Genomic DNA, 18,520 nt, shown 5'->3' with positions numbered 1-18,520 from the left:
GGGGTACGTTTTCCCCGCGCCATGAAACTACGGGGGAAGCCACAGTGCAACATTCAACACGAACCACGATCATCACCCGCACGGTTGCCGTCGCAGCCGCCGCGGTCCTCGCCGCCGGCCTGAGCGGCTGCTCGGTGCTGCAGGGCGTGCTCGAGTCGGGCCAGAAGCCGGTCCGCGATGCCGAGACGCAGGAGATCACGGAGGGCGGCCAGGCCGACGTCTTCTCCATCAAGGTCGGCGACTGCCTGAACGAGGCCGGTGCAGAGACCGTGAGCGACGTGCCCGTTGTCCCGTGCGCGGAGCCGCACGACGAGGAGGCGTATTTCGAGGGCATCCTGGAGGGCGACGAGTTCCCCGGCGATGAGCAGGTCCAGATCAAGGCGGACGAGATCTGCTACGGCGCCTTCGCGCCCTTCGCCGGGATCGCCTACGAAGAGTCCCAGCTGGACTATTACCCCTACACGCCGACCGAGATCGGCTGGACCGAGGCCGGCGACCGCGTGGTGTCGTGCATCATCTACGACCCGTCGGCTCAGACCACCGGGTCACTCGCCGGCGCCGCGCGCTGACAGTCGGCCCAGCCACAACCGGCGGAGCGACATCCGGACACACGAAAGGCCGCCCCAGTGTTTTCACACTGTGGGCGGCCTTTCGCGTGGACAACAACGTGTGACAACGACCAAGGGTGGAGATGCCGGGAATTGAACCCGGGTCCACTGCTGTAGTTCTGCGCCTTCTACGGGTGTATCCAGTGAAGTCGTTCTACTCGGCTCCGGAATTTGCCACTGGCACCTACTCCGACGAGCCCAGCCTTCGTTTGAGTCCCTCTACACCCCGCGGCTCAATGTAGAAGCAATCTCTCTAAATGGCGCCAGGGTCCGGGTAGAGAGCATTCCCGGCCTGACGGACTTCTTTAGTGCGCTCGCTTAGGCAGCGAGGGCGAAGTCAGTGCGCTTTGAATTGGCACTTATTGTTTTTCAGAGATCGTTTACGAGATAACCCTGAATCCTCGACCCGCTTCTCGCAGTCATGCAGGCAATGTCGAAACCGATCATCCCCATGAGTGGGTCGTTGTCACACGCTGTTGAGTTTCCAAACGCCGCACGAGCACCCGCCTAGACGAGAACCTCATGCAGCCCTACAGTCTAGAACAGCAGCCCAAGGAAATCCATTCCGAAGCCGTGACATTCCGGCGCCGGGATCGTCGAGAGGACAACCGTGCCCACCATCATCACCGTTTCAGGCGAAGCCGAGCTCAAGCACTCCCCCGAGCGCGCGACGGCACAGCTTTCCGTCGGTTTCGAGGGCCCTGTCCGCGAGCGGGTGCTCGCGTCGAGCACGGAGCTGCACGGGGCGGTGAGCGAGGAGCTGGCGGCGCTCCTGGCGGACGGCGGCCCGGTAACCGCGTGGAGCACCGAGCAGCTGCGCGTGTGGGGCCAGCGGCCGTGGAGCCAGAACGGTGAGCAGCTGCCGGTCGTCTACCACTCTGCGGCATCCGTCACCGCGACGTTCGCCGATTTCGCCGCTCTCTCCGAGTGGCTGGGCGCCGCGTCGCTGCGCGAGGGCGTCACCGTGCACGGCATCGACTGGGCCCTGCACGAGGAGACCACGCGGGAGCTCACCCACGAGGCGCAGCAGCTCGCGGTCGGGGCGGCGCTCGTCAAAGCCGAGAACTTCGCGCAGAGCCTCGGGCTCGGATCGCTCACGCCACTCGCGCTGAGCGATCCAGGCCTCCTCGGCGATGAGAACAGCCCGATGCCGATGATGGCGATGGCCGACTCCGTGAGCCTCCGCAGTCGCGGTGCGGCCGGAGGTGCGCAGTTCAGCCCGGAGGAGATCGTCGTCTCGGCGGCCGTGCACGCGCGGTTCAGCGCGAGTTGAGGCCCGCCGAGGCCGGCTGCGCCCCGCGCGGTCAGCCGGCGCTGGGCTCGACGAGCGCCGACCGCAGCGCGGCCAGGTCGTTCAGGCTCATGCCGGAATCGAGCAGGTACTGCGTGACAGAGCCGTGGGCGTCCTCGATGAAACGGAGCGCCCCGTCCAAAGCCTCCGGCGGGCTGCCACCCATCAGCACCCGCAGCTCCGGCGTCGCCTCGACGCCGTGCGCGGCCATCAACGCCAGCATGCCGTCCAGCCATTCGCCGTCGAGGTTCGTCTGCGAGCGCGCGTAGTCGGCCAGGACGACGGATCGATCGACGCCGGCAACGAGCAGTGCGAGCGCCACGACGATGCCGGTACGGTCCTTGCCCGCCGTGCAGTGCACGAGCACACCGTTGTCCGTGCTCGCAATCTCGCGGAGCGCGGCGACGACGACATCCGAGTGCTGGCCGAGGATCTTCTCGTACAGCGCCTCGAGGCTCACCCCGGCAACGCCCTGCGACGCCCCGGACCCCTCGAAGACGGGCAGCCTGACCGCCTCGACGTCGAGCCCGGCGAGGTCGTCTGGCATGACCTCGGCCTCGAAGTCGTCGCGCAGGTCGATCACCGTGCGCACGCCGAGGCGCGTCATCTCCGCCTTGCCTGCCGATCCCAGCTTGCTCAGCCCGTCGGAGCGGAAGAGCTTGCCAGAGCGCACGAAACCGTCCGGTGTGGCGTAGCCACCCACATCACGAAAATTGAATGTTCCGGGTACGGGAATTCGTGTCTGTGGGTTCATCGTCTACTCTCCGAGGTTCTTTCGGCTCGAGATGGCCCGGTCGGCCTCCCGCTTGTCCTGACGCTCACGCAGCGCCTGACGCTTGTCGTACTCTTTCTTACCCTTCGCGACGGCCAGTTCGACCTTGGCGCGGCCGTCCTTGAAGTAAATCTGCAGCGGAATGAGGGTGTAGCCGCCCTCTTTCGTCTTGTGGCTGATCTTGACGATCTCCTGCTTGTGCAGCAGCAGCTTGCGCTTCCGGCGCGGCGGGTGGTTCGTCCAGGTGCCGCCGACGTACTCGGGGATGTGCACGGCATCGAGCCAGATCTCGCCGCCCTCGATGAAGGCGTAGCCGTCGACGAGGCTCGCCCGACCGGCTCGCAGTGACTTGACCTCGGTGCCGGAGAGCACCATTCCGGCCTCGTAGCTGTCCTCGATCGTATAGTCGTGGCGGGCCTTGCGATTGGTGGCCACGACCTTCTCGCCACGTTCCCTGGGCACGACGGGCTCCTTCTGTCTGTTCGTGAGATGCCACGGCAGGTGCCGGGCAGCCGTTCAGTCTAGCGGATGCCGCGGCGCCGGCATCCGCGGCAATGCCTGCGCCGCTCAGCCAAGCGTCGAGCGGTGGTCTGCTGCATCGATCAGCGCTTGCTCCCGTGAGGCCACCAGGATCGACGTGCCGGCGTCACGCAGTCGCAGCAGCAGCGCGATCAGCTCGTCGGCGTCGGCCCGCCCCACGCCGGCCGTCGGCTCGTCGAGCACGAGCAGCGGTGGCTCGAGCAGCAGCGATCGCGCCACCGCGACCCGCGTCCGTTCGGCTGCGGTGAGTTCGGCTGGCCGGAGAGCGGCGAGCTCTCCGACCCCGAGCTCGCCGAGCAGCGCGTGCGCGCGGGGCCCGAGCGCGGCGGCAGCACGCCGGGGAACGGCGGGCAGGAGCACGTTCTCGAGCACGCTGAGCTCATCGATCAGCGCACCCTGCTGGTCGACGTAGCCGAGCAGCGCACCGCGTCTGCCGCTCACCGCGTCCTCGCTGAGGGTGCCGAGCTCCTCACCGTTCCAGCTCACGCTGCCTGCGGTGGGCCGCAGCAGCCCAGCCGCCACGCGCAGCACGCTCGTCTTACCCGCTCCGGGCGCGCCGCTCACACAGTGCATGCGACCGGCCCGCAGCCCGATGTCGAGGCGGTCGGCGACGAGGCTCACGCGATCCGCTCGACCGGCGAAGGCGATCGAGACGTCTCTCAGCTCAAGCAGCATCGCCATCGGGGACCACGGCCTTTCTCGTGAAGCGGGATGCGCCGCGCCAGGCAGGCAGCGGCACGAGGAGCAGCACTGCCACCGCGATGCCCGCGGCCAATGCCGAGCTCACGATGGTGTTCTCGGATGCGACCCCCAGCGCGCCGAGCGCGAACCAGAGCAGGTAGCTGCCGAGCAGCACACTGGCGAGCGTCACCGCCAGCGACGCGGAGAGCGCCGCCCGTCGCCGCTCTTCGTTCGGCCAGCCCGTCGCCTCCAGCACGGCGCGGAGTTCGCGCCCCTCCCGAGCGGACTGCGCGCGCGAGCGCACAATGAGCACGGCGGCGACACCCGCGCCGCAGAGCGCCAACAGCAGCTGCGGCGCCACCGCGGCGAGCTGCGCGCCCATCTGCGCCTGCGCGTTATGGCCCGTGATCTCGGTCATCGCCAGGGCGAAGGCGGCAACCGTCGCCATGGCGGTGAGCACGGCGATGGCCATCGGGAGGGCGGCGGCCGGCCTTCGCCAGGCCCGCTGGATCCCCCAGGAGACGGCCGAGCCCGGCAGCCTGCGCTGCGCACGTGGGGCGGATGCCGCGCCACGATCGCCCGCATCGTTGCCGTGCAGGGCGCCGCCGACGACGCGCGCCTCCGGCCGGTACTCCACGCCGAACGACCGCTCCAGTGTTTCGGCGCTCACCGTCCCCGCCTCGCGCGGCCGGGTCGCGCGCACGGTCGCGGTCACGCAGATGAGCGCAGCGCCGACCACCCCCGCCGCGACGACGGGTGCTGCGACCGCTGGCGCTGGAGCGGCGGCCAGCGCGATCGCACAGACGCCTGCGACGAGCAGCAGTCCGACGAGTTGCTCGCCGGCGAACCAGCCTGCAATGCGCGAGCGGCGCCAGCCCAGTTCCCGCAGCGTGGCTGCGTCCCGCCGTCGAGCAGGAATCGCCCCGAACTCGGTGAGCGCGAGGAGGCCGAGCACCGCCAGCAGCACGGTGTTCAGCAACAACAGCATGCCCGTTCCGACCGCGCTGGTGAGCCCGGCGGCGGGCCCGAGAACGGTCCAGCGCTGCTCGACGACACCGAGCTCCCCCACGCGCTGGCCGGCCGCGGCATCCATGGTGCCGAATGCGTAGTCGTCGACGGTCACCCGCACGGTGTCCGCATGACTGCCCGCCACGACGGTCGCCGTGTAACCCGCGTCCTCGATTGACCGAGCGAGGGCGACGACGCTGGCGATCCCCCTCGGGTCATAATCACTCACCCCGGCTGCGCGCACTCGGACGGCGTCGACCGCCGGGCTCTCGCGCCAGACGGGGCTGCGGATGTCACCGAACGCGGTGGTCTCTGCACCGAGAAGCCCGAATCCCCCGAGGGCCGGGGTGATTGCCGTGGGCGCGCGCTTCGCACCATCGGCATCCTGCACCAGAACGGCAGCGGGCGAGTCATATGCGCCGAGCGGAATACCCGCAGCGAGCTCGGCGACGCCGTCGAGATCCGCCGCGGTGAAGCGACCGACGGCGATGCCTGCGTGATACTCGGCCGGCTCGGCCACTCCTCGCTCCGCGCGGCGCGGCGTGCTGAACACAGACTCGACACCGAGCACTGTCGGGTCGGAGTCAAGCGAGGCACCGGCCTGGGCGGAGCTGTCGGAGCCGGCCACGTCGAGCGTCGAGCGGAAGCCACGCCCGTCAAGGCGGGCGGTGCGGCTGCCGTCCGGCTGCAGTTGCACCGCCGACGGTGTGCTCGGCGCCACCACGAGTGCATCGCCAAGCTGGATGGTGCGCGCCTGCGCCCAGGCCGGTTCCAGCGGCTCGGGCTCCGGGGAACCCGGCCACAGCAGGTCGACCGTGCCGGGCGCGAAGGCGTCGAGCAGCACCCCCGCATCCTGTGACACCGTGCCGAGAGGCGTTCCCGGCGCGCCGGAGCGGAGCGCATCGGGAAATGTCGGAGCATAGAAATCCTGATCGCTGCGGCCGGCAAAATCACCGAGCGGCCCAAAACCTTCCAGCGTGAGCTCGGCTCGGAGCGGGGCATGCTCCGGTGCATCGGCCACCAACAGCGGAATGTACGTGGCCTCCGGCCCGGCCAGATCCTCGTCGCGCGGTGTCAGGCCCTGCTCGACCATCAGCCGGGCATACTCCGCGTACGCGGGGGTCGAACGCATTTGCTCGCGACTGGAAGCGATGTCCTCCACCATCTGCCGAATCACGCGTTGAGTCGGTGTCGCGGATGCCGCGGCCCACCGCTCGAGTTCTTGCACGGATCGACTGCGCTCACCGCCCAGCTCGCGCAGCGGCTCGAGGAAGGCAGCCGCGCCACCGAGCAGTGCCGCCTCCGCGACGGGATCGATGAGCGTGACCGACTGATCGATGAACACGGGGTCTGGGAGCGACACCCAGACGTCACCGCCTTCTTGGTACCCGAATCCGCCCGTGAAGTCCTTGTTCTCCAACCAGGCGACGGCGCGGCTTGACCCGGAGTTCCAGCCGAACAGCGAGCAGGGCACCGCGACCGGGCCGATCGGGCACATGTCGGTTGAGTTCGCTTCGTCCGGCTCGGGAGGAAGAGCGGTGGGAGCGGTCGAGCGATCCAGCGCAAGGTTGTAGATTCGCTCGCTGACCAGCCGCTCCCCCAGCCCGTCATCGGTGATGAGACGAACAGTCGCCCGGTAGCTCTCTGCTGCCGGGGTGAGCTGCGCCGGATCAAGCGGCGCCCGCAGCCGCAGCTGCGAGCTCCACAGATTGGGGAGCACGATGTGCCCGATCGGCGCTGCCACCTCCACGCCGTCCAGCGCACGGATCGCCGCGACATCGTCCTGTGTCAGCGCGGATACCGCACTGCTGAGCGCACCGGGAGGGAACACCGTCGGTCGCGCCGCCCCGGCATCCGCCGCGGTCACCAGGATGTCGTAGAGCGGGCGCGACGAGGCGTCGACGCCGTGGCGCAGCGCCGCTGCCGCCGCGCCCTGCACGAGCGAGGCGGCCAGCATCGTCAGCGCGAGCAACCCCACGGCGGCCACCCGCGCAGGTGCGCGCAGGAACCGCCGGAGGGCCGAGGGCACTAGACCTTCAGATACCGGGAGATCGCGAAGTTGGCGGAGAACGCGGCGAGCACCGCACCGACGATGAGCAGGATCGGCACCACGATCAGTGCGTCCTTCACATCGACGAAGTTCGTGAATTGGAGGGTGTCGCCGAGGTAGCCCTGCACGAAGAACTGCACGATCGCCACGACCGCGCCGCCGGCCAGGAGGGACCCGAGCAGGGCGGCGAACACACCTTCAAGCACGAACGGCGTCTGGATGAACCTGTTCGAGGCACCGACCAGGCGCATGATGCCGATCTCCCTGCGCCGCGAGAACGCGGACAGTCGGATCGTCGTCGCGATCAGGAGCACGGCGGCGATCAGCATGAGCGAGGCGATGCCGATGGCGGTGTAGCTGGCCGCGTTCAGAACCGAGAAGATCTGGTCGAGGTAACGTCTCTGGTCGGTCACCGTCTCGACGCCGGGCATCGAGCCCAGGCTCTCCGAGAGCACGGCCGCGTTGGACGGGTCGATCAGGTTCACCCAGAAGGTCTGGTTGAGCTGGTCGGCGGTGACGTACTCGGTCACCGGGTTGCCCTCGAACTGCTTCTGGAAGTTCTTGAACGCCTCTTCGTGGGATTCGAAGTAGAACTTGTCGATGAAGGGGGCGAGCACGTCGGAGTTGAGCTGCGCCTCGACGGCGTCGATCTGCTCCTGCGTGGCCTCACCGCCGGCGCACGACTCTCCGGGCGAGATGCCGGTGCAGAGGTAGACGGCGACCTGGGCCTTGTCGTACCAGACGCTCTTCATCTGCATGATCTGCATCTGCATGAGCACGGCGACGCCGACGAAGGTCAGTGAGATGAAGGTGACGAGAACGACGGAGACGACCATCGAGGCGTTGCGACGGAGGCCGTTGGCCGCCTCGCCGAGCACGAGACCGATCCTCATTTGCTCGGCCCCACTTCCTGCTCACCCGTCGCGTTCGGGTTCTCGCCTGCTGCACGCAGGCCGAGCTTCTCGGCGAGTCCCAGCTGTTCGGGGACGTCGTGCTTGGTGACCGGCAGCAGCGGGCGGATCATGTTTCCCGTCTTCGGGGCCGGGTCTGGCACCGGCGGGGCAATCGGGGCGGCCTGGGCCGCGGCGGTGACGGCGGCCGCGGCATCCGTCACCTCGTCGCTGAACTCGGGCTCAACGTAGAGGGGCTGGGCCATCGTCGCCGTCGGCACAGGAACGACAGGGGCCGCCGGGATCACCGGGGTGGCCGAGGCCGCGTGGGCGGCAGGGGCCGCCTGTGCGGCATGGGCGCCCGGCGCGACGGCGAGGATTGGCACCGCGCTGGTGGCGTAACCGCCGTGGCGCTCGTCGCGGACGATCGTGCCGGCGCTCAGCTCGAGCACGCGGCGCTGCATCTGGTCGACGATTGCGGCCTCGTGCGTCGCCATCATCACGGTGGTGCCACCTGCGTTGATCCGCTCGAGCAGCGTCATGATGCCGGCGCTCGTGGTCGGGTCGAGGTTACCTGTCGGCTCGTCGGCGAGGAGGATCTGCGGCTTGTTCACGATGGCGCGGGCAATGGCGACGCGCTGCTGCTCACCACCGGAGAGCTCGTGCGGGAGGCGCTGCGCCTTGCCGTCGAGGCCAACCATCTTGAGGGTGTCCGGCACCGCTTCCTGGATGTAGCCGCGCGACTTGCCGATCACCTGGAGGGTGAAGGCGACGTTGTCGTAGACGGTCTTGTTCGGCAGCAGCCGGAAGTCCTGAAACACCACACCGAGGTTGCGGCGGAAGTAGGGGATCTTGCGGTTCGAGATGGAGCCGAGGTCTTGGCCCAGCACGTGGATGCTGCCCGTGCTCGGCTTCTCTTCCTTCAGGACGAGCCGCAGGCAGCTCGACTTGCCCGAGCCTGAAGCCCCGACGAGGAAGACGAATTCACCCCGGAGAATCTCAAGGTCGATCGCGTTAAGCGCAGGCCTCGAAGTTCCCGGGTATTGCTTGGTGACGTGGTCGAAGCGAATCATGGCTCTCCGAGCTTAGGCAGCGGTCGGGTGAAAAGGCGCAGCGACGCGCCTAGTGCGCTCCCTTGCGCCAGCGGATGCCGGCCGAGATGAAGCCGTCGAGGTCGCCGTCGAAGACGTTGCCCGGGTTGTTCACCTCGAAGTCCGTGCGCAGGTCCTTGACCATCTGGTACGGCGCCAGAACGTAGCTGCGCATCTGGTCGCCCCAGCTCGCCGTGATGTTCCCGGCGAACTCCTTCTTGGTGGCAGCCTCCTGCTCGCGCTGCAGCAGCATCAGGCGGGACTGCAGCACGCGGAGCGCCGCGGCACGGTTCTGGATCTGGCTCTTCTCGTTCTGGCAGCTCACCACGATGCCCGTCGGGAGGTGGGTGATGCGCACGGCGGAGTCCGTCGTGTTGACCGACTGGCCGCCGGGTCCGCTGGAACGGAAGACATCGATGCGGATGTCGCTCTCCGGCACGTCGACCGACTCGGCCTGCTCGATCAGCGGCACAACCTCGACGGCGGCGAAGCTGGTCTGGCGCTTGCCCGCCGCGCCGAACGGCGACATCCGCACGAGGCGGTGCGTGCCGGCCTCGACGCTGAGCGTTCCGAAGGCGTAGGGGGCGTCGATCTCGAAGGTCGTCGACTTGATGCCGGCCTCTTCGGCGTAGCTCGTGTCGAGCACGCGCGTCGGGTACTTGTGCTTCTCGGCCCAGCGCAGGTACATGCGCATGAGCATCTCGGCGAAGTCGGCCGCGTCGACGCCGCCTGCGCCTGCACGGATCGTGACGACGGCCGGGTTCGGGTCGAACTCGCCGTCGAGCAGCGTCTGCACCTCGAGCTCACCCATGAGCTTCTGCAGGCTGGCCAGCTCGGCGCGCGCCTCCTGGGCGCTGTCCTCGTCACCGGCCTCGTTGGCCAGCTCGACGAGCACCTCGAGGTCGTCGAGACGACTCGTGATGCTGGTGATCTTGGCCAGCTCCGACTGGCGGTGGCTGAGCGCGCTCGTGATCTTCTGCGCGTTCTCCGTGTCGTCCCAGAGGTCTGGGGCACCGGCGGCCTCACTCAAGCGGGCGATGTCGGCCGTGATGGCGTCGACGTCGAGCACGGCGCGGATGTCGCCGAAGGTGGACCGCAGTGCGGCAATCTGGTCGGAAAGATCGAGCTCAATCATGTCGGGACCAGCCTACTGTGCTGGCGTAACATCGAATCGATGTCTGTTGCAGAGCGCCCCTTCTCGTTGCGCTCCGTCGCACTCGCCGTCTTCTTGCCGACCATGCTCTTCTCGATCGGCGAGGGCGCCATCATTCCGTTGATCCCGCTCGTCGCCCACGACCTCGGTGCGTCGCTCGCGACCGCCGGCCTGCTCGGAGCGCTCGTGATGGTCGGAACCGTCGTTGGCGACATCCCGAGCGGTGTGATCGTCAGCCGGATCGGCGAACGCAACGCGATGATCTGGGCCTCGCTGCTCTCGGTCATCGCCGTCCTGATCTGCCTGGCTGCGCCGAACGAGTGGGTGCTCGGCGTCGGGATCTTCATCGTCGGGCTCGCGACCGCCGTCTTCGCCCTCGCCCGGCACGCCTTCCTCACAAGCTACGTCCCACTCTCCTACCGGGCCAGGGCGCTCTCCACGCTCGGCGGGGTGTTCCGCGCCGGCTTCTTCATCGGCCCGTTCCTCTCTGCTGCGGTCATCCAGTGGACGGGCGGCACGCAGGCGGTCTTCTGGATCTTCATCGTGTGTTGCCTGGCGGCCGCCGCCGTTCTGCTGTTGCTGGCCGACCCGGCGAGCACCTTCGGCCCGGCCCAGCACCGGGGAAGCAGTGCGCAGAACGAGGGTGCGGAGGAGGCCGAGCGGGAGACCCGCGGCCTGTTCAGAACGCTCTGGCACTACCGGGGCGTGCTCGTCCGACTCGGCGCGGGCGTCAGCCTGATCGGCGCCATGCGGGCGGCACGCATCGTGATCATGCCGCTCTGGGCGGTGAGCATCGGCCTCGGCACCACGGACACGGCGGTGATCATCGGCATCGCCGGCGCGGTCGACTTCGCCCTGTTCTATGTGAGCGGTCAGATCATGGACAGGCACGGGCGGCTGTGGAGCGCGCTGCCGTCTATGCTCGGCCTCGGCGCCGGGCTGTTGATCCTCGCGTTCACCCACGATCTGCCGAGCAACGTGCAGTGGTTCATCGGGGTCGCCATGCTCCTCTCCGTCGCGAACGGAATCGGCAGCGGCATCATGATGACGCTCGGCGCCGACCTCGCCCCGCGGGACGATCCCGCACCGTTCCTCGGCGCCTGGCGCTTCGCTGGCGACCTCGGCGCCGCGACGGCCCCGCTCGTGATCGCAGCCATCACGGCACTGGCGTCGCTCGCGCTGGCCAGCGGCGTGGCCGGCATCGCGGGACTGATCGGCGCCGGCATCCTCGCCCGCTACATCCCGCGCTACGTGCCGCGGCCGCCGAAACGCTAGCCGACGCGCACTCGCGCATCCAGTCGCCAGAAACTGCCCACGATCCTCAACATCTGAACAGTTTCTGGCGAGCGGACTCCGTGGAACGCGTCCTGTGCCGAACGCAACTACCGCAGCACCGAGCGCGCGGTCGCGGTCACCTCGATACGGATGCCGGCCGGAACGAGCATCGTGAGCATCGGCGGGCGCCACCAGGCGCTCAACGTCACCTCGGCCGAGACCCCGTCCGGTGTTCCAGCGCTCTCAACCACGAGCTCCTCAAGGCTTCCGCGTGGCACGACAGCCAGGTGCTCCTGCACAGCCTGTTGCACCGCGGCATCCTGCAGCGCCGCGGTGAAACCCTCCCCCGCCGTGCTCACGGCCGAGAGCTCGAACGCTTCGGCCCCGGCGAGCGCAGCCCCGTCCGCGATGCCGAAGAGTCGGTTGCGGTCAAGCGAGAGGGAGGTCGCGGCGACGACGAGGAGGATCAGCAACAGAGCGAACGCACCGTAGAAGATCGTGAGGACGAGGCTCGAACCTCGCTCATCGCCCAGAACGGTGAGCCGCAGGCGCTCCCTCAGATACCGCCGCATCAGCCGCCGCCCCAGAACTTCGAGACCCGCTGGGTGGAGGCGGCCTCCATCGGAACGCTCGCCCGGTTCTGCAGCTCGAGCACATCGGGAACGAACGGCAGCCCCACAGAGATGCGCACGTGCACGGTGACGGTCTCACCCCGCGCGAGGCACCCGCGCGCACCCGCCGAGCAGTCGATGACAAGCTCGCTCTCACTCTCGGCGAGGCCGTAGTCGTCCAGGGTCACGGCGAGCGCCCTGGCCGCCGCGCTCTGCCCCGCCGCGTCGCTCTCGGCCTGCACGAAGACACGCACCGCCTGCTTGGCCGCGCCCTCCGCAGCCAAGGCTCCGGCCTGCAGCGCCGACATGACGAGCACGAGGTAGACGAGTGGAACGAGCAGGATCATGCCGACGGTCAGGAACTCCAACGAGGCTGAGCCGCGTTCACTCCAGGAGCTAGTCGGGAAGTTCAAGGGCCGCATGCCCGGTCACCTCCAGCGCCGACTCGATTCCAAACAGGCCGATCAACGGAAGCGGAGCGACGACGCGCACCTCGGTACTCTCGAGGCCGGTGACGTCGGCGTAGCCGGCGGTGATCTGCTCTGCGTAGGCGGGGCCGAGCCCCATCGTGATGAGTTGCCTGGTCCGCTCCGCGCCATCGTTCAGGGTCGCCCCGGCCAGTGCCGCGGTGCGCGCGCCCTCGGCCGCGGCATCCTGAATCGTGTTGCGGATGTGCAGGGCGAGCGCGAGCTGAACGACGGCGAGGCAGAGCAGCGTGAGCAGTGCGCCCACCATCGTGAACTCGGCGACGGCGCTGCCGCGCTCACGCTCCGGGTCGATCCTGCGTCGCTCGCCGAGTCGCATGCCGGGGCGCGAATCAGAACTCGGTGACGCGTTGGATCGCCTGCTCGAACACTCCGGCGAGCGCCGGGCCCGCCAGGCCCCAGATCAACACGACGAGGCCGGCCGTCATCAACGAGATCAGCACCCAGCCTGGGACGTCGCCGCGATCCTCCTCAGTGAGTCGTGACATGGGTCTTCCTTCCTGTTCGGAGTTGCCTGTTCAGATTCGGGCCATCTCAGAACCCGGCCCGCAATACGAAGATTCCCGGGAAGATCGCGAAGATGATGGTCAACGGCAGGATCAGGAAGACCAGCGGCACGAGCATCATGACCTCCTTCTTGCCCCCGCTCTCCAACAGCTCGCGCTTCGCGGATCCCCTGGCATCGCCGGCCTGCGCCCGCAGCACCTCGGCGAGCGGTGTGCCCCGCTCGAGCACCGCGATCATCTGGTCGACGCACCGGGAGAGCGCGGGGATACGGAGCTCATCGCCGAGCTCGTGCAGCGCCGCCGCGAGCGGCGTTCCGGCATTCACTCGCGCGACGACGACGCCCAACTCGGCGGCCAGTTCGCCGGAGCTCGTGCGCGCAATGCGGCGCAGTCCGTCGAGCAGCCCCTCACCGGCGGAGAGGCTCAGGGTCAGGAACTCCAGCACGAGCGGCAGCTCGCCCTCGATGCGGCGCAACCGTGCTCGTGCCCGGCGGCGCAGGGTCCACTCCCGCAGCATTCCCCCGGCGAGCGCGGCCGTCGGCGGCAAGACGAGTTGCACGAGCGGCGTCATACTTCCAGACAGGGAACCGGCGATCGTCAGCGCAAGGCCGATGATGAGCCCGAATACCGCCCAGAGCAGCTGTTCGCTGCGGTACTGGATGACGCCGCGTGCTGAGCCGGCCTGCCGGAGCCGCCGCGTGAGGGCATCCGAGCCGCCGAGGATGTCGGCGAGTGCCGTGGCCGCGCGGCCGAGGGTCGGGGCGAAGAGCGAGCCGATCACGGGCAGCGGGTCGACGGTGTGGCGCTGCGCCCGCTCCCTGGCCGCCTCGGAGACGTCGCCGAGGTACGGCGCGACCCGGTCGATCAGTCGCGCGCGCCGCAGCCGCGGCGTGAGCGCGGCGAGCGACCACAGCCCGAGGCCGAGGGTGCTGCCGAACACGACCGCCCAGCCGAGTTGCACGCTCATCGGAACCACCGCGGTTCCTCTGGCAGGCGCCCGACCCGGAGCATGATCCGGTACGCCAGGATCGAGACCAGAAGCCCACCGAGGATCACCACCGACCCGGCCGGCGTGTCGTAGGCGGCGGCCGCCTCCGGGCGTGAGGCGAGAAGCAGCAGCACCAGCCACGGCGCGGCGACTCCCAATCGGGCAGCATTGACGACCCAACCCTGGCGCGCCCGCAGCTCGGCACGGACCGCCGCATCCTCGCGCAGATAGCTGGCGAGGCTGCGCAGCACAGTAGTCAGCTCGGTTCCGCCGACCTCCCGGGCCATGCGCAGCGTCTCCAGGATCCTGTCAGCGACCGGGTCGCCGAGTGCGTCCTTCAGGCGCCCGATGCACGCCCCGAAGTTCGCCGTCGCCCGGTAGTCGCGCTCGAACTCTGCGAATGGCGCGCGTGCGCTCGCCGGGCCGGCGCTGGCGATGCTGCTCACGGCGTCGGGCAGGGCGAGCCCGGACCGCACGGCCGAGATGAGGTGGTCGACTACGTCGGGCCACACCTCCCGGTTCGCAGTGCGTCTGGCCGCCGCTCGCCACCGCACGACGAGGAACGGGGCGGCGAGCCCGGCGAGTCCCACCACGACAGCGAGCGCCGTGATTCCGAGCAGCGCCTGGGCCAGGCCGGCCGCGATCAGGGCGAGCGTCACCGAGATCACGGTGAAGCCGAGTGGCGTGACGCGGCGGATGCCGGCCCGGGCGAGCGTGCGCCCGAGCGCGTGCCGGATGCCGCCGGGCCGGGCATCCGGCGCAGACGCCACGCGTTCCCGCCCCGCCGGCCAGAACAGCGGCGACAGTGCGAGCAGCAGGCCCGCGCCGAGCAGGGCACCGAGAAGCACCGGGACGAGCGCGCTCATGCCGCCTCCCCCGCACCGAGGAGGAGCATGGGGTCGAGCCCGGCGGCATCGAACTTCTCCATCTTGTGCGGCGCGGCGCCGAGGGCCGTGAGCTCCCCGTTGCGCCGTCCGAAGAGCGTCTCCGCCTCGATCTGTTCGTCGACCACCCGCCCCGTCACCGCAAGGATCTCCGCCACGCGCCTCGCCCCGTTGCGGTCGAGTTCGCAGTGCACGACGATGTCGATGCAGCCGGCCACGGTCGGCAGCACGAAGGACGAGTCGATGTTCCGCCCGGCGAGCAGCGGCAGCGTGCTGAGCTTGACCAGCGCGTCCCGCGCGGAATTGGAGTGGATCGAGCAGGCGCCGGGCACCCCGCTGTTCAGCGCGATGAGGAGGTCGAGGCTCTCCGCCTCGCGCACCTCGCCGACCACGAGTCGGTCCGGTCGCATCCGCAGGGATTCCTTGATAAGCCGGCGGAGCGTGATCTCGCCCGTGCCCTCCAGGCTCGGCTGGCGGCACTGCATCGCGACGACATCCCTGGCGCGCAGATCCAGCTCGAAGGTCTCCTCAACGGTCACAATGCGTTCGCGGATGCGCGCGGCCGAGAGCAGCGCGTTCAGCATGGTCGTCTTGCCGGCCTGCGTCGCGCCGGATACGAGGATGTTCTGCCCGGCCAGCACGCACATCCGGAGGAACTCGGCGGCCTGCCTGCTCAGCGACTCGGCGGCGACGAGCTGGTGCAGCTCGCGGATGCGGCGGCTGAACTTGCGGATGTTCACCGACCAGAAACGCGCCGTCACGTCCGGGATGACGACGTGGAGCCGGGACCCGTCCGGCAGCGAGGCGTCGACGAAGGGCGAACTGAGGTCGACGCGGCGGCCGGAGCTCTGCAGCATACGCTCCACCAACTCCCGCACCTCCCGCTCACTGAGAACCGTCGTCGTGAGCTCGGCCACGCCGGATCTGGCGACGAACACCCGCGTCGGGGAGTTGATCCACACCTCCTCGATGCTCGGATCGTCGAGGAACGGCTGCAGCGGCCCGAAGCCGGTCAGCGAGGCGACGGCCTCCCGCGCCGCCTGTTCCTCATCGTGGATCAGGGGCAGCGCGTTGCCGAGCGCGCGTTCGCTGTAGCGCTGCAGCTCGTCCCGCACATAGCTCTCGGCGAGCGCGGCATCCGAGGAGAGGTCGACGCTGTCCGCACGCACCCGCAGCCGCACCTGTTCGGTGATCATGCGCACGGCGTCGCTCATGCCGACCATGATGCGCCTTTTCGGCGCGGAGCCTCGAAAGTTATCCACAGGCCGGCATCCGGCCGCGACCTCGGATGCCGCTCGCGCGAGAATCGCGGAAGCGAACAAATCATGTGCATCCGTCATTTTTGAGACTAGATTTCCATTCACAACGCTTGAAGCTTCGAGAGAGGCACGTCATGGCTACATCGGAAACACCAACGGCCACGTTCAACGGCAGGCTCGCGCTGCTCCTGGCGATGGCGATGTTCGTGCTCGTCGTCGACACCTCGATCATGAACGTCTCGATCTCGGCCGTGGTGCGCGACGTCGGAACAACCGTCAGTGGGGTGCAGTCGGCGATTGCGCTCGAGGCCCTCGTCTCCGCCGCCTTCATCCTGATCGGGAGCAAGGTCGGCGATCTGATCGGGCGCAAGCGCGCATACGTGATCGGCCTGCTCTGCTACGCCGCCGGCGCCATCGCGATGACCCTGGCCCAGAGTCTGCTGCCCATCATCATCTTCTGGGCCGTGATCGGCGGGCTCGGCGCCTCGCTGCTCCTGCCGGCCATGCAGTCCCTCATCCACGGCAACTTCCACGGGGCGGAGCAGAAGCGGGTCTACGCCCTGGTCGGGGCCTCGGCGGCCATCGCGGCCGCGGTCGGCCCGCTGCTCGGCGGACTCATCACGACGCTCCTCTCCTGGCGGGTCGCCTTCGCGCTCGAGGCGGTCGTGATCGCGGTCGTGCTGCTCGGCATCAAGCTCGTGCACGACGTGCCGTACACCGGGTCGCGCCAGGTCGACGTGGTCGGATCCCTGCTGTCCGTGGTCGGCATGGGCGGCATCGTCATCGGCATCCTCGTCTGGCAGGAGGGCGGCGAGGCGGTCGGCGCGCTGATCGCCGTCGGTGTGTTCGGCCTCGGCGGGCTCGCCTACTGGCTGGTGCGGCGCAAGCGGAACAACAAGGCGGTACTGCTGGACCCCGGCCTGTTCAGCTCGAAGCCGTTCCGGCTCGGCGTCAGCCAACAGTTGCTGCAGCAGATCGCGCTCGGCGGCACGATGATCGTGTTGCCGATCTACCTCCAGATGGTGCTCGGCTACAACGCGCTCCAGGCCGGCCTCTCGATCGCGCCGCTCTCGCTCAGTATGTTCGGCGTCGCGATGCTCGTCGGCAGGCGCCCGGGCAATCGCCGGCCGGCGACCCTCGTCATGTGGGGATTCCTGTTGCTGCTCGCCGGACTCGTCATTCTCATCCCGATCGTTCCGCGAGCGGATACCGGCTGGTGGCTGCTCGTCCCGCTGTTCATCTCCGGCTGCGGGCTCGGCCTGCTGGTCTCCCAGCTGAACAACTACACGCTGTCGCCGATCTCCGACGAGCGGGTGAGCGAGGCGGCCGGCGTCAACTCGGCGGCCGGCTCCTTCGGGCTGTCGTTCGGCCTCGCATTCGCCGGCGCGATCATGCTCGCGGCGCTCTCGCTGATCTTCACCAGCATGGCCATGTCGAGCACGGTCCTGCCCTCTGACGAGAAGGAACAGGTCGCCGCCGTCCTGGAGGAGGACGCTCAGATCATGAGCAACGTCGAACTCGAGGCACTCCTGGTTGGCCAGCCGGCCGACATCCAGGACGAGATCATCCGCATCAACACCGAGGCGAGGCCGATCGCGCTTCAGCTCGCGCTGCTCATCCCGATCGTCGCCGCACTCCTCGGCCTGCTGAACACCATCAGGATGCGCCGCATCCCCGATCCGCCGCCCGCCACGAGCGAGGGCCTCGTGCTCTAGCGGAGCGGATGCCGGCGCGAGCCGCTGTCCGGCTCACCGGTTCCGTCCGCCTAAACTGGGGAGGCACTCGCGGGAGTGGTGAAATTGGCAGACACGCAGGATTTAGGTTCCTGTGCTTTCGAGCGTGAGGGTTCAAGTCCCTTCTCCCGCACTCTGCTGACCGGCATCCGGCCACGACTCAGTACCCGGAGGGTGCCTCCGTTGCGGTGCACGCCGTCTTGATCTTGTCGGCAGCCGCCTGGATGCCGGCTTGCTGCTCGGCGATCGCTGCGCCGTCGATCGCGCCGTCGGCGTCGGTCGGGAGTGTGCCGACGGTCGTCGACACCTCGGCGAGCTTCTCGTCGACCTTGGCGAGCGCGTCCGCGACATCGGGGTTGTCGGCCTTCTCCTCCAGCGCAACGACGCGTGCGCTGTAGTCCTTGAGCTTGGCCTGGATCTCGCTCGGAGTGCCAGCCGCGGCGAGGGTGTTCTGCGCGCCGTTGGAGATGTCGCGCACCTCAGACTGCAGCGTCGCGCAGGCATCGGCTTTCGGCGTTGAGCCCGCGCTTCCACCCGAGGCACAGCCAGTTAGCAGGAGAGCGCCCGCAAGAACGAGCATGGCTGTTGTCTTGGTTCCTCGCATGGTGGAATCCCCGATCGTCTGCCCCGCGTGCCGGAGCACCATTCCACTGTGCACGCAACCGCCAGTGCACGCAACCGCCCGGGCGGCAAAT

At 68.7% G+C, this 18,520-nt stretch carries 19 protein-coding genes, 1 tRNA gene and 1 other RNA gene; 5 read left to right on the top strand and 16 right to left on the bottom strand.

All coding sequences use genetic code 11. The features are described 5' to 3' along the window. Window positions 1-44 precede the first annotated feature (44 nt). Complete coding sequence (locus EV379_RS04405; protein ID WP_130505066.1) at window positions 45-569, top strand: septum formation family protein; 525 nt, start codon at window positions 45-47, stop codon at window positions 567-569. Between the two features lie 114 nt (window positions 570-683). On the opposite strand, the gene ssrA is transcribed toward EV379_RS04405, so the two are convergent. Further along, window positions 684-1,059: a transfer-messenger RNA gene (gene ssrA / locus EV379_RS04400) on the bottom strand. A 159-nt stretch (window positions 1,060-1,218) separates the two neighbouring features. On the opposite strand from ssrA, the gene EV379_RS04395 reads away from it, so the two are divergent. After that, on the top strand, window positions 1,219-1,881 hold the full coding sequence (locus EV379_RS04395) for an SIMPL domain-containing protein (protein ID WP_165397284.1): 663 nt from the start codon (window positions 1,219-1,221) through the stop codon (window positions 1,879-1,881). 31 nt (window positions 1,882-1,912) lie between these two features. On the opposite strand, the gene EV379_RS04390 is transcribed toward EV379_RS04395, so the two are convergent. From EV379_RS04390 to prfB, 7 genes are all read right to left on the bottom strand, one after another. After that, window positions 1,913-2,653, bottom strand: a complete 741-nt coding sequence (locus tag EV379_RS04390; RefSeq protein WP_130505064.1) for a tyrosine-protein phosphatase — start codon at window positions 2,651-2,653, stop codon at window positions 1,913-1,915. 3 nt (window positions 2,654-2,656) lie between these two features. Continuing rightward, a complete protein-coding gene (gene smpB, locus EV379_RS04385; RefSeq protein ID WP_130505063.1) occupies window positions 2,657-3,133 on the bottom strand; it encodes an SsrA-binding protein SmpB in 477 nt (158 codons plus the stop codon). 105 nt (window positions 3,134-3,238) lie between these two features. Beyond that, window positions 3,239-3,892, bottom strand: a complete 654-nt coding sequence (locus EV379_RS04380) for an ATP-binding cassette domain-containing protein (RefSeq protein WP_130505062.1) — start codon at window positions 3,890-3,892, stop codon at window positions 3,239-3,241. After that, window positions 3,876-6,878: a hypothetical protein gene (locus EV379_RS04375; protein ID WP_130505061.1), complete on the bottom strand. Its 3,003-nt coding sequence runs from the start codon at window positions 6,876-6,878 to the stop codon at window positions 3,876-3,878. Before EV379_RS04375 ends, EV379_RS04380 begins: the two co-directional genes overlap by 17 nt. Window positions 6,879-6,928: 50 nt before the next feature. After that, entirely contained in the window at window positions 6,929-7,843 is a 915-nt protein-coding gene (ftsX, locus tag EV379_RS04370) for a permease-like cell division protein FtsX (RefSeq protein WP_130505060.1), read from the bottom strand. Then, complete coding sequence (ftsE, locus tag EV379_RS04365; protein ID WP_130505059.1) at window positions 7,840-8,913, bottom strand: cell division ATP-binding protein FtsE; 1,074 nt, start codon at window positions 8,911-8,913, stop codon at window positions 7,840-7,842. Before ftsE ends, ftsX begins: the two co-directional genes overlap by 4 nt. 49 nt (window positions 8,914-8,962) lie before the next feature. Beyond that, entirely contained in the window at window positions 8,963-10,066 is a 1,104-nt protein-coding gene (gene prfB, locus EV379_RS04360; RefSeq protein WP_130505058.1) for a peptide chain release factor 2, read from the bottom strand. 39 nt (window positions 10,067-10,105) lie between these two features. On the opposite strand from prfB, the gene EV379_RS04355 reads away from it, so the two are divergent. Further along, window positions 10,106-11,359, top strand: coding sequence for an MFS transporter (locus EV379_RS04355; protein ID WP_130505057.1), 1,254 nt, complete (start codon window positions 10,106-10,108; stop codon window positions 11,357-11,359). A gap of 107 nt (window positions 11,360-11,466) precedes the next feature. On the opposite strand, the gene EV379_RS04350 is transcribed toward EV379_RS04355, so the two are convergent. From EV379_RS04350 to EV379_RS04325, 7 genes are read right to left on the bottom strand one after another with little or no spacing between them, the layout of a single operon-like run. Beyond that, the gene (locus tag EV379_RS04350) at window positions 11,467-11,931 is read right to left on the bottom strand and encodes a pilus assembly protein TadG-related protein (RefSeq protein WP_130505056.1); all 465 of its coding nucleotides are present in this window, start codon (window positions 11,929-11,931) and stop codon (window positions 11,467-11,469) included. Beyond that, on the bottom strand, window positions 11,931-12,338 hold the full coding sequence (locus EV379_RS04345; RefSeq protein ID WP_207226194.1) for a hypothetical protein: 408 nt from the start codon (window positions 12,336-12,338) through the stop codon (window positions 11,931-11,933). Before EV379_RS04345 ends, EV379_RS04350 begins: the two co-directional genes overlap by 1 nt. 28 nt (window positions 12,339-12,366) lie before the next feature. Beyond that, window positions 12,367-12,774: a TadE/TadG family type IV pilus assembly protein gene (locus EV379_RS04340; protein WP_130505054.1), complete on the bottom strand. Its 408-nt coding sequence runs from the start codon at window positions 12,772-12,774 to the stop codon at window positions 12,367-12,369. A 13-nt stretch (window positions 12,775-12,787) separates the two neighbouring features. Next, window positions 12,788-12,943: a hypothetical protein gene (locus tag EV379_RS17125; RefSeq protein WP_165397283.1), complete on the bottom strand. Its 156-nt coding sequence runs from the start codon at window positions 12,941-12,943 to the stop codon at window positions 12,788-12,790. Window positions 12,944-12,989: 46 nt separating this feature from the next. Further along, complete coding sequence (locus EV379_RS04335; protein ID WP_130505053.1) at window positions 12,990-13,928, bottom strand: type II secretion system F family protein; 939 nt, start codon at window positions 13,926-13,928, stop codon at window positions 12,990-12,992. Further along, window positions 13,925-14,815, bottom strand: coding sequence for a type II secretion system F family protein (locus tag EV379_RS04330; protein ID WP_130505052.1), 891 nt, complete (start codon window positions 14,813-14,815; stop codon window positions 13,925-13,927). Before EV379_RS04330 ends, EV379_RS04335 begins: the two co-directional genes overlap by 4 nt. Then, on the bottom strand, window positions 14,812-16,047 hold the full coding sequence (locus tag EV379_RS04325; RefSeq protein ID WP_130507296.1) for a TadA family conjugal transfer-associated ATPase: 1,236 nt from the start codon (window positions 16,045-16,047) through the stop codon (window positions 14,812-14,814). The genes EV379_RS04330 and EV379_RS04325 overlap by 4 nt, the downstream gene beginning before the upstream one ends. A gap of 179 nt (window positions 16,048-16,226) precedes the next feature. Here EV379_RS04325 and EV379_RS04320 point away from each other — a divergent pair, with 179 nt between their 5' ends. Both EV379_RS04320 and EV379_RS04315 read left to right on the top strand, forming a co-directional pair. Continuing rightward, complete coding sequence (locus EV379_RS04320) at window positions 16,227-17,807, top strand: MFS transporter (protein ID WP_130505051.1); 1,581 nt, start codon at window positions 16,227-16,229, stop codon at window positions 17,805-17,807. Between the two features lie 69 nt (window positions 17,808-17,876). Beyond that, window positions 17,877-17,958, top strand: a tRNA-Leu gene (locus EV379_RS04315). A gap of 27 nt (window positions 17,959-17,985) precedes the next feature. Here EV379_RS04315 and EV379_RS04310 read toward each other — a convergent pair. After that, complete coding sequence (locus EV379_RS04310) at window positions 17,986-18,405, bottom strand: hypothetical protein (RefSeq protein ID WP_130505050.1); 420 nt, start codon at window positions 18,403-18,405, stop codon at window positions 17,986-17,988. Window positions 18,406-18,520: the final 115 nt, after the last annotated feature.

Origin of the sequence: Microterricola gilva, assembly GCF_004217495.1 — a bacterium.
Taxonomy (GTDB): Bacteria; Actinomycetota; Actinomycetes; order Actinomycetales; family Microbacteriaceae; genus Microterricola; species Microterricola gilva.
This window is presented reverse-complemented; position numbering and strand designations above follow the sequence as displayed.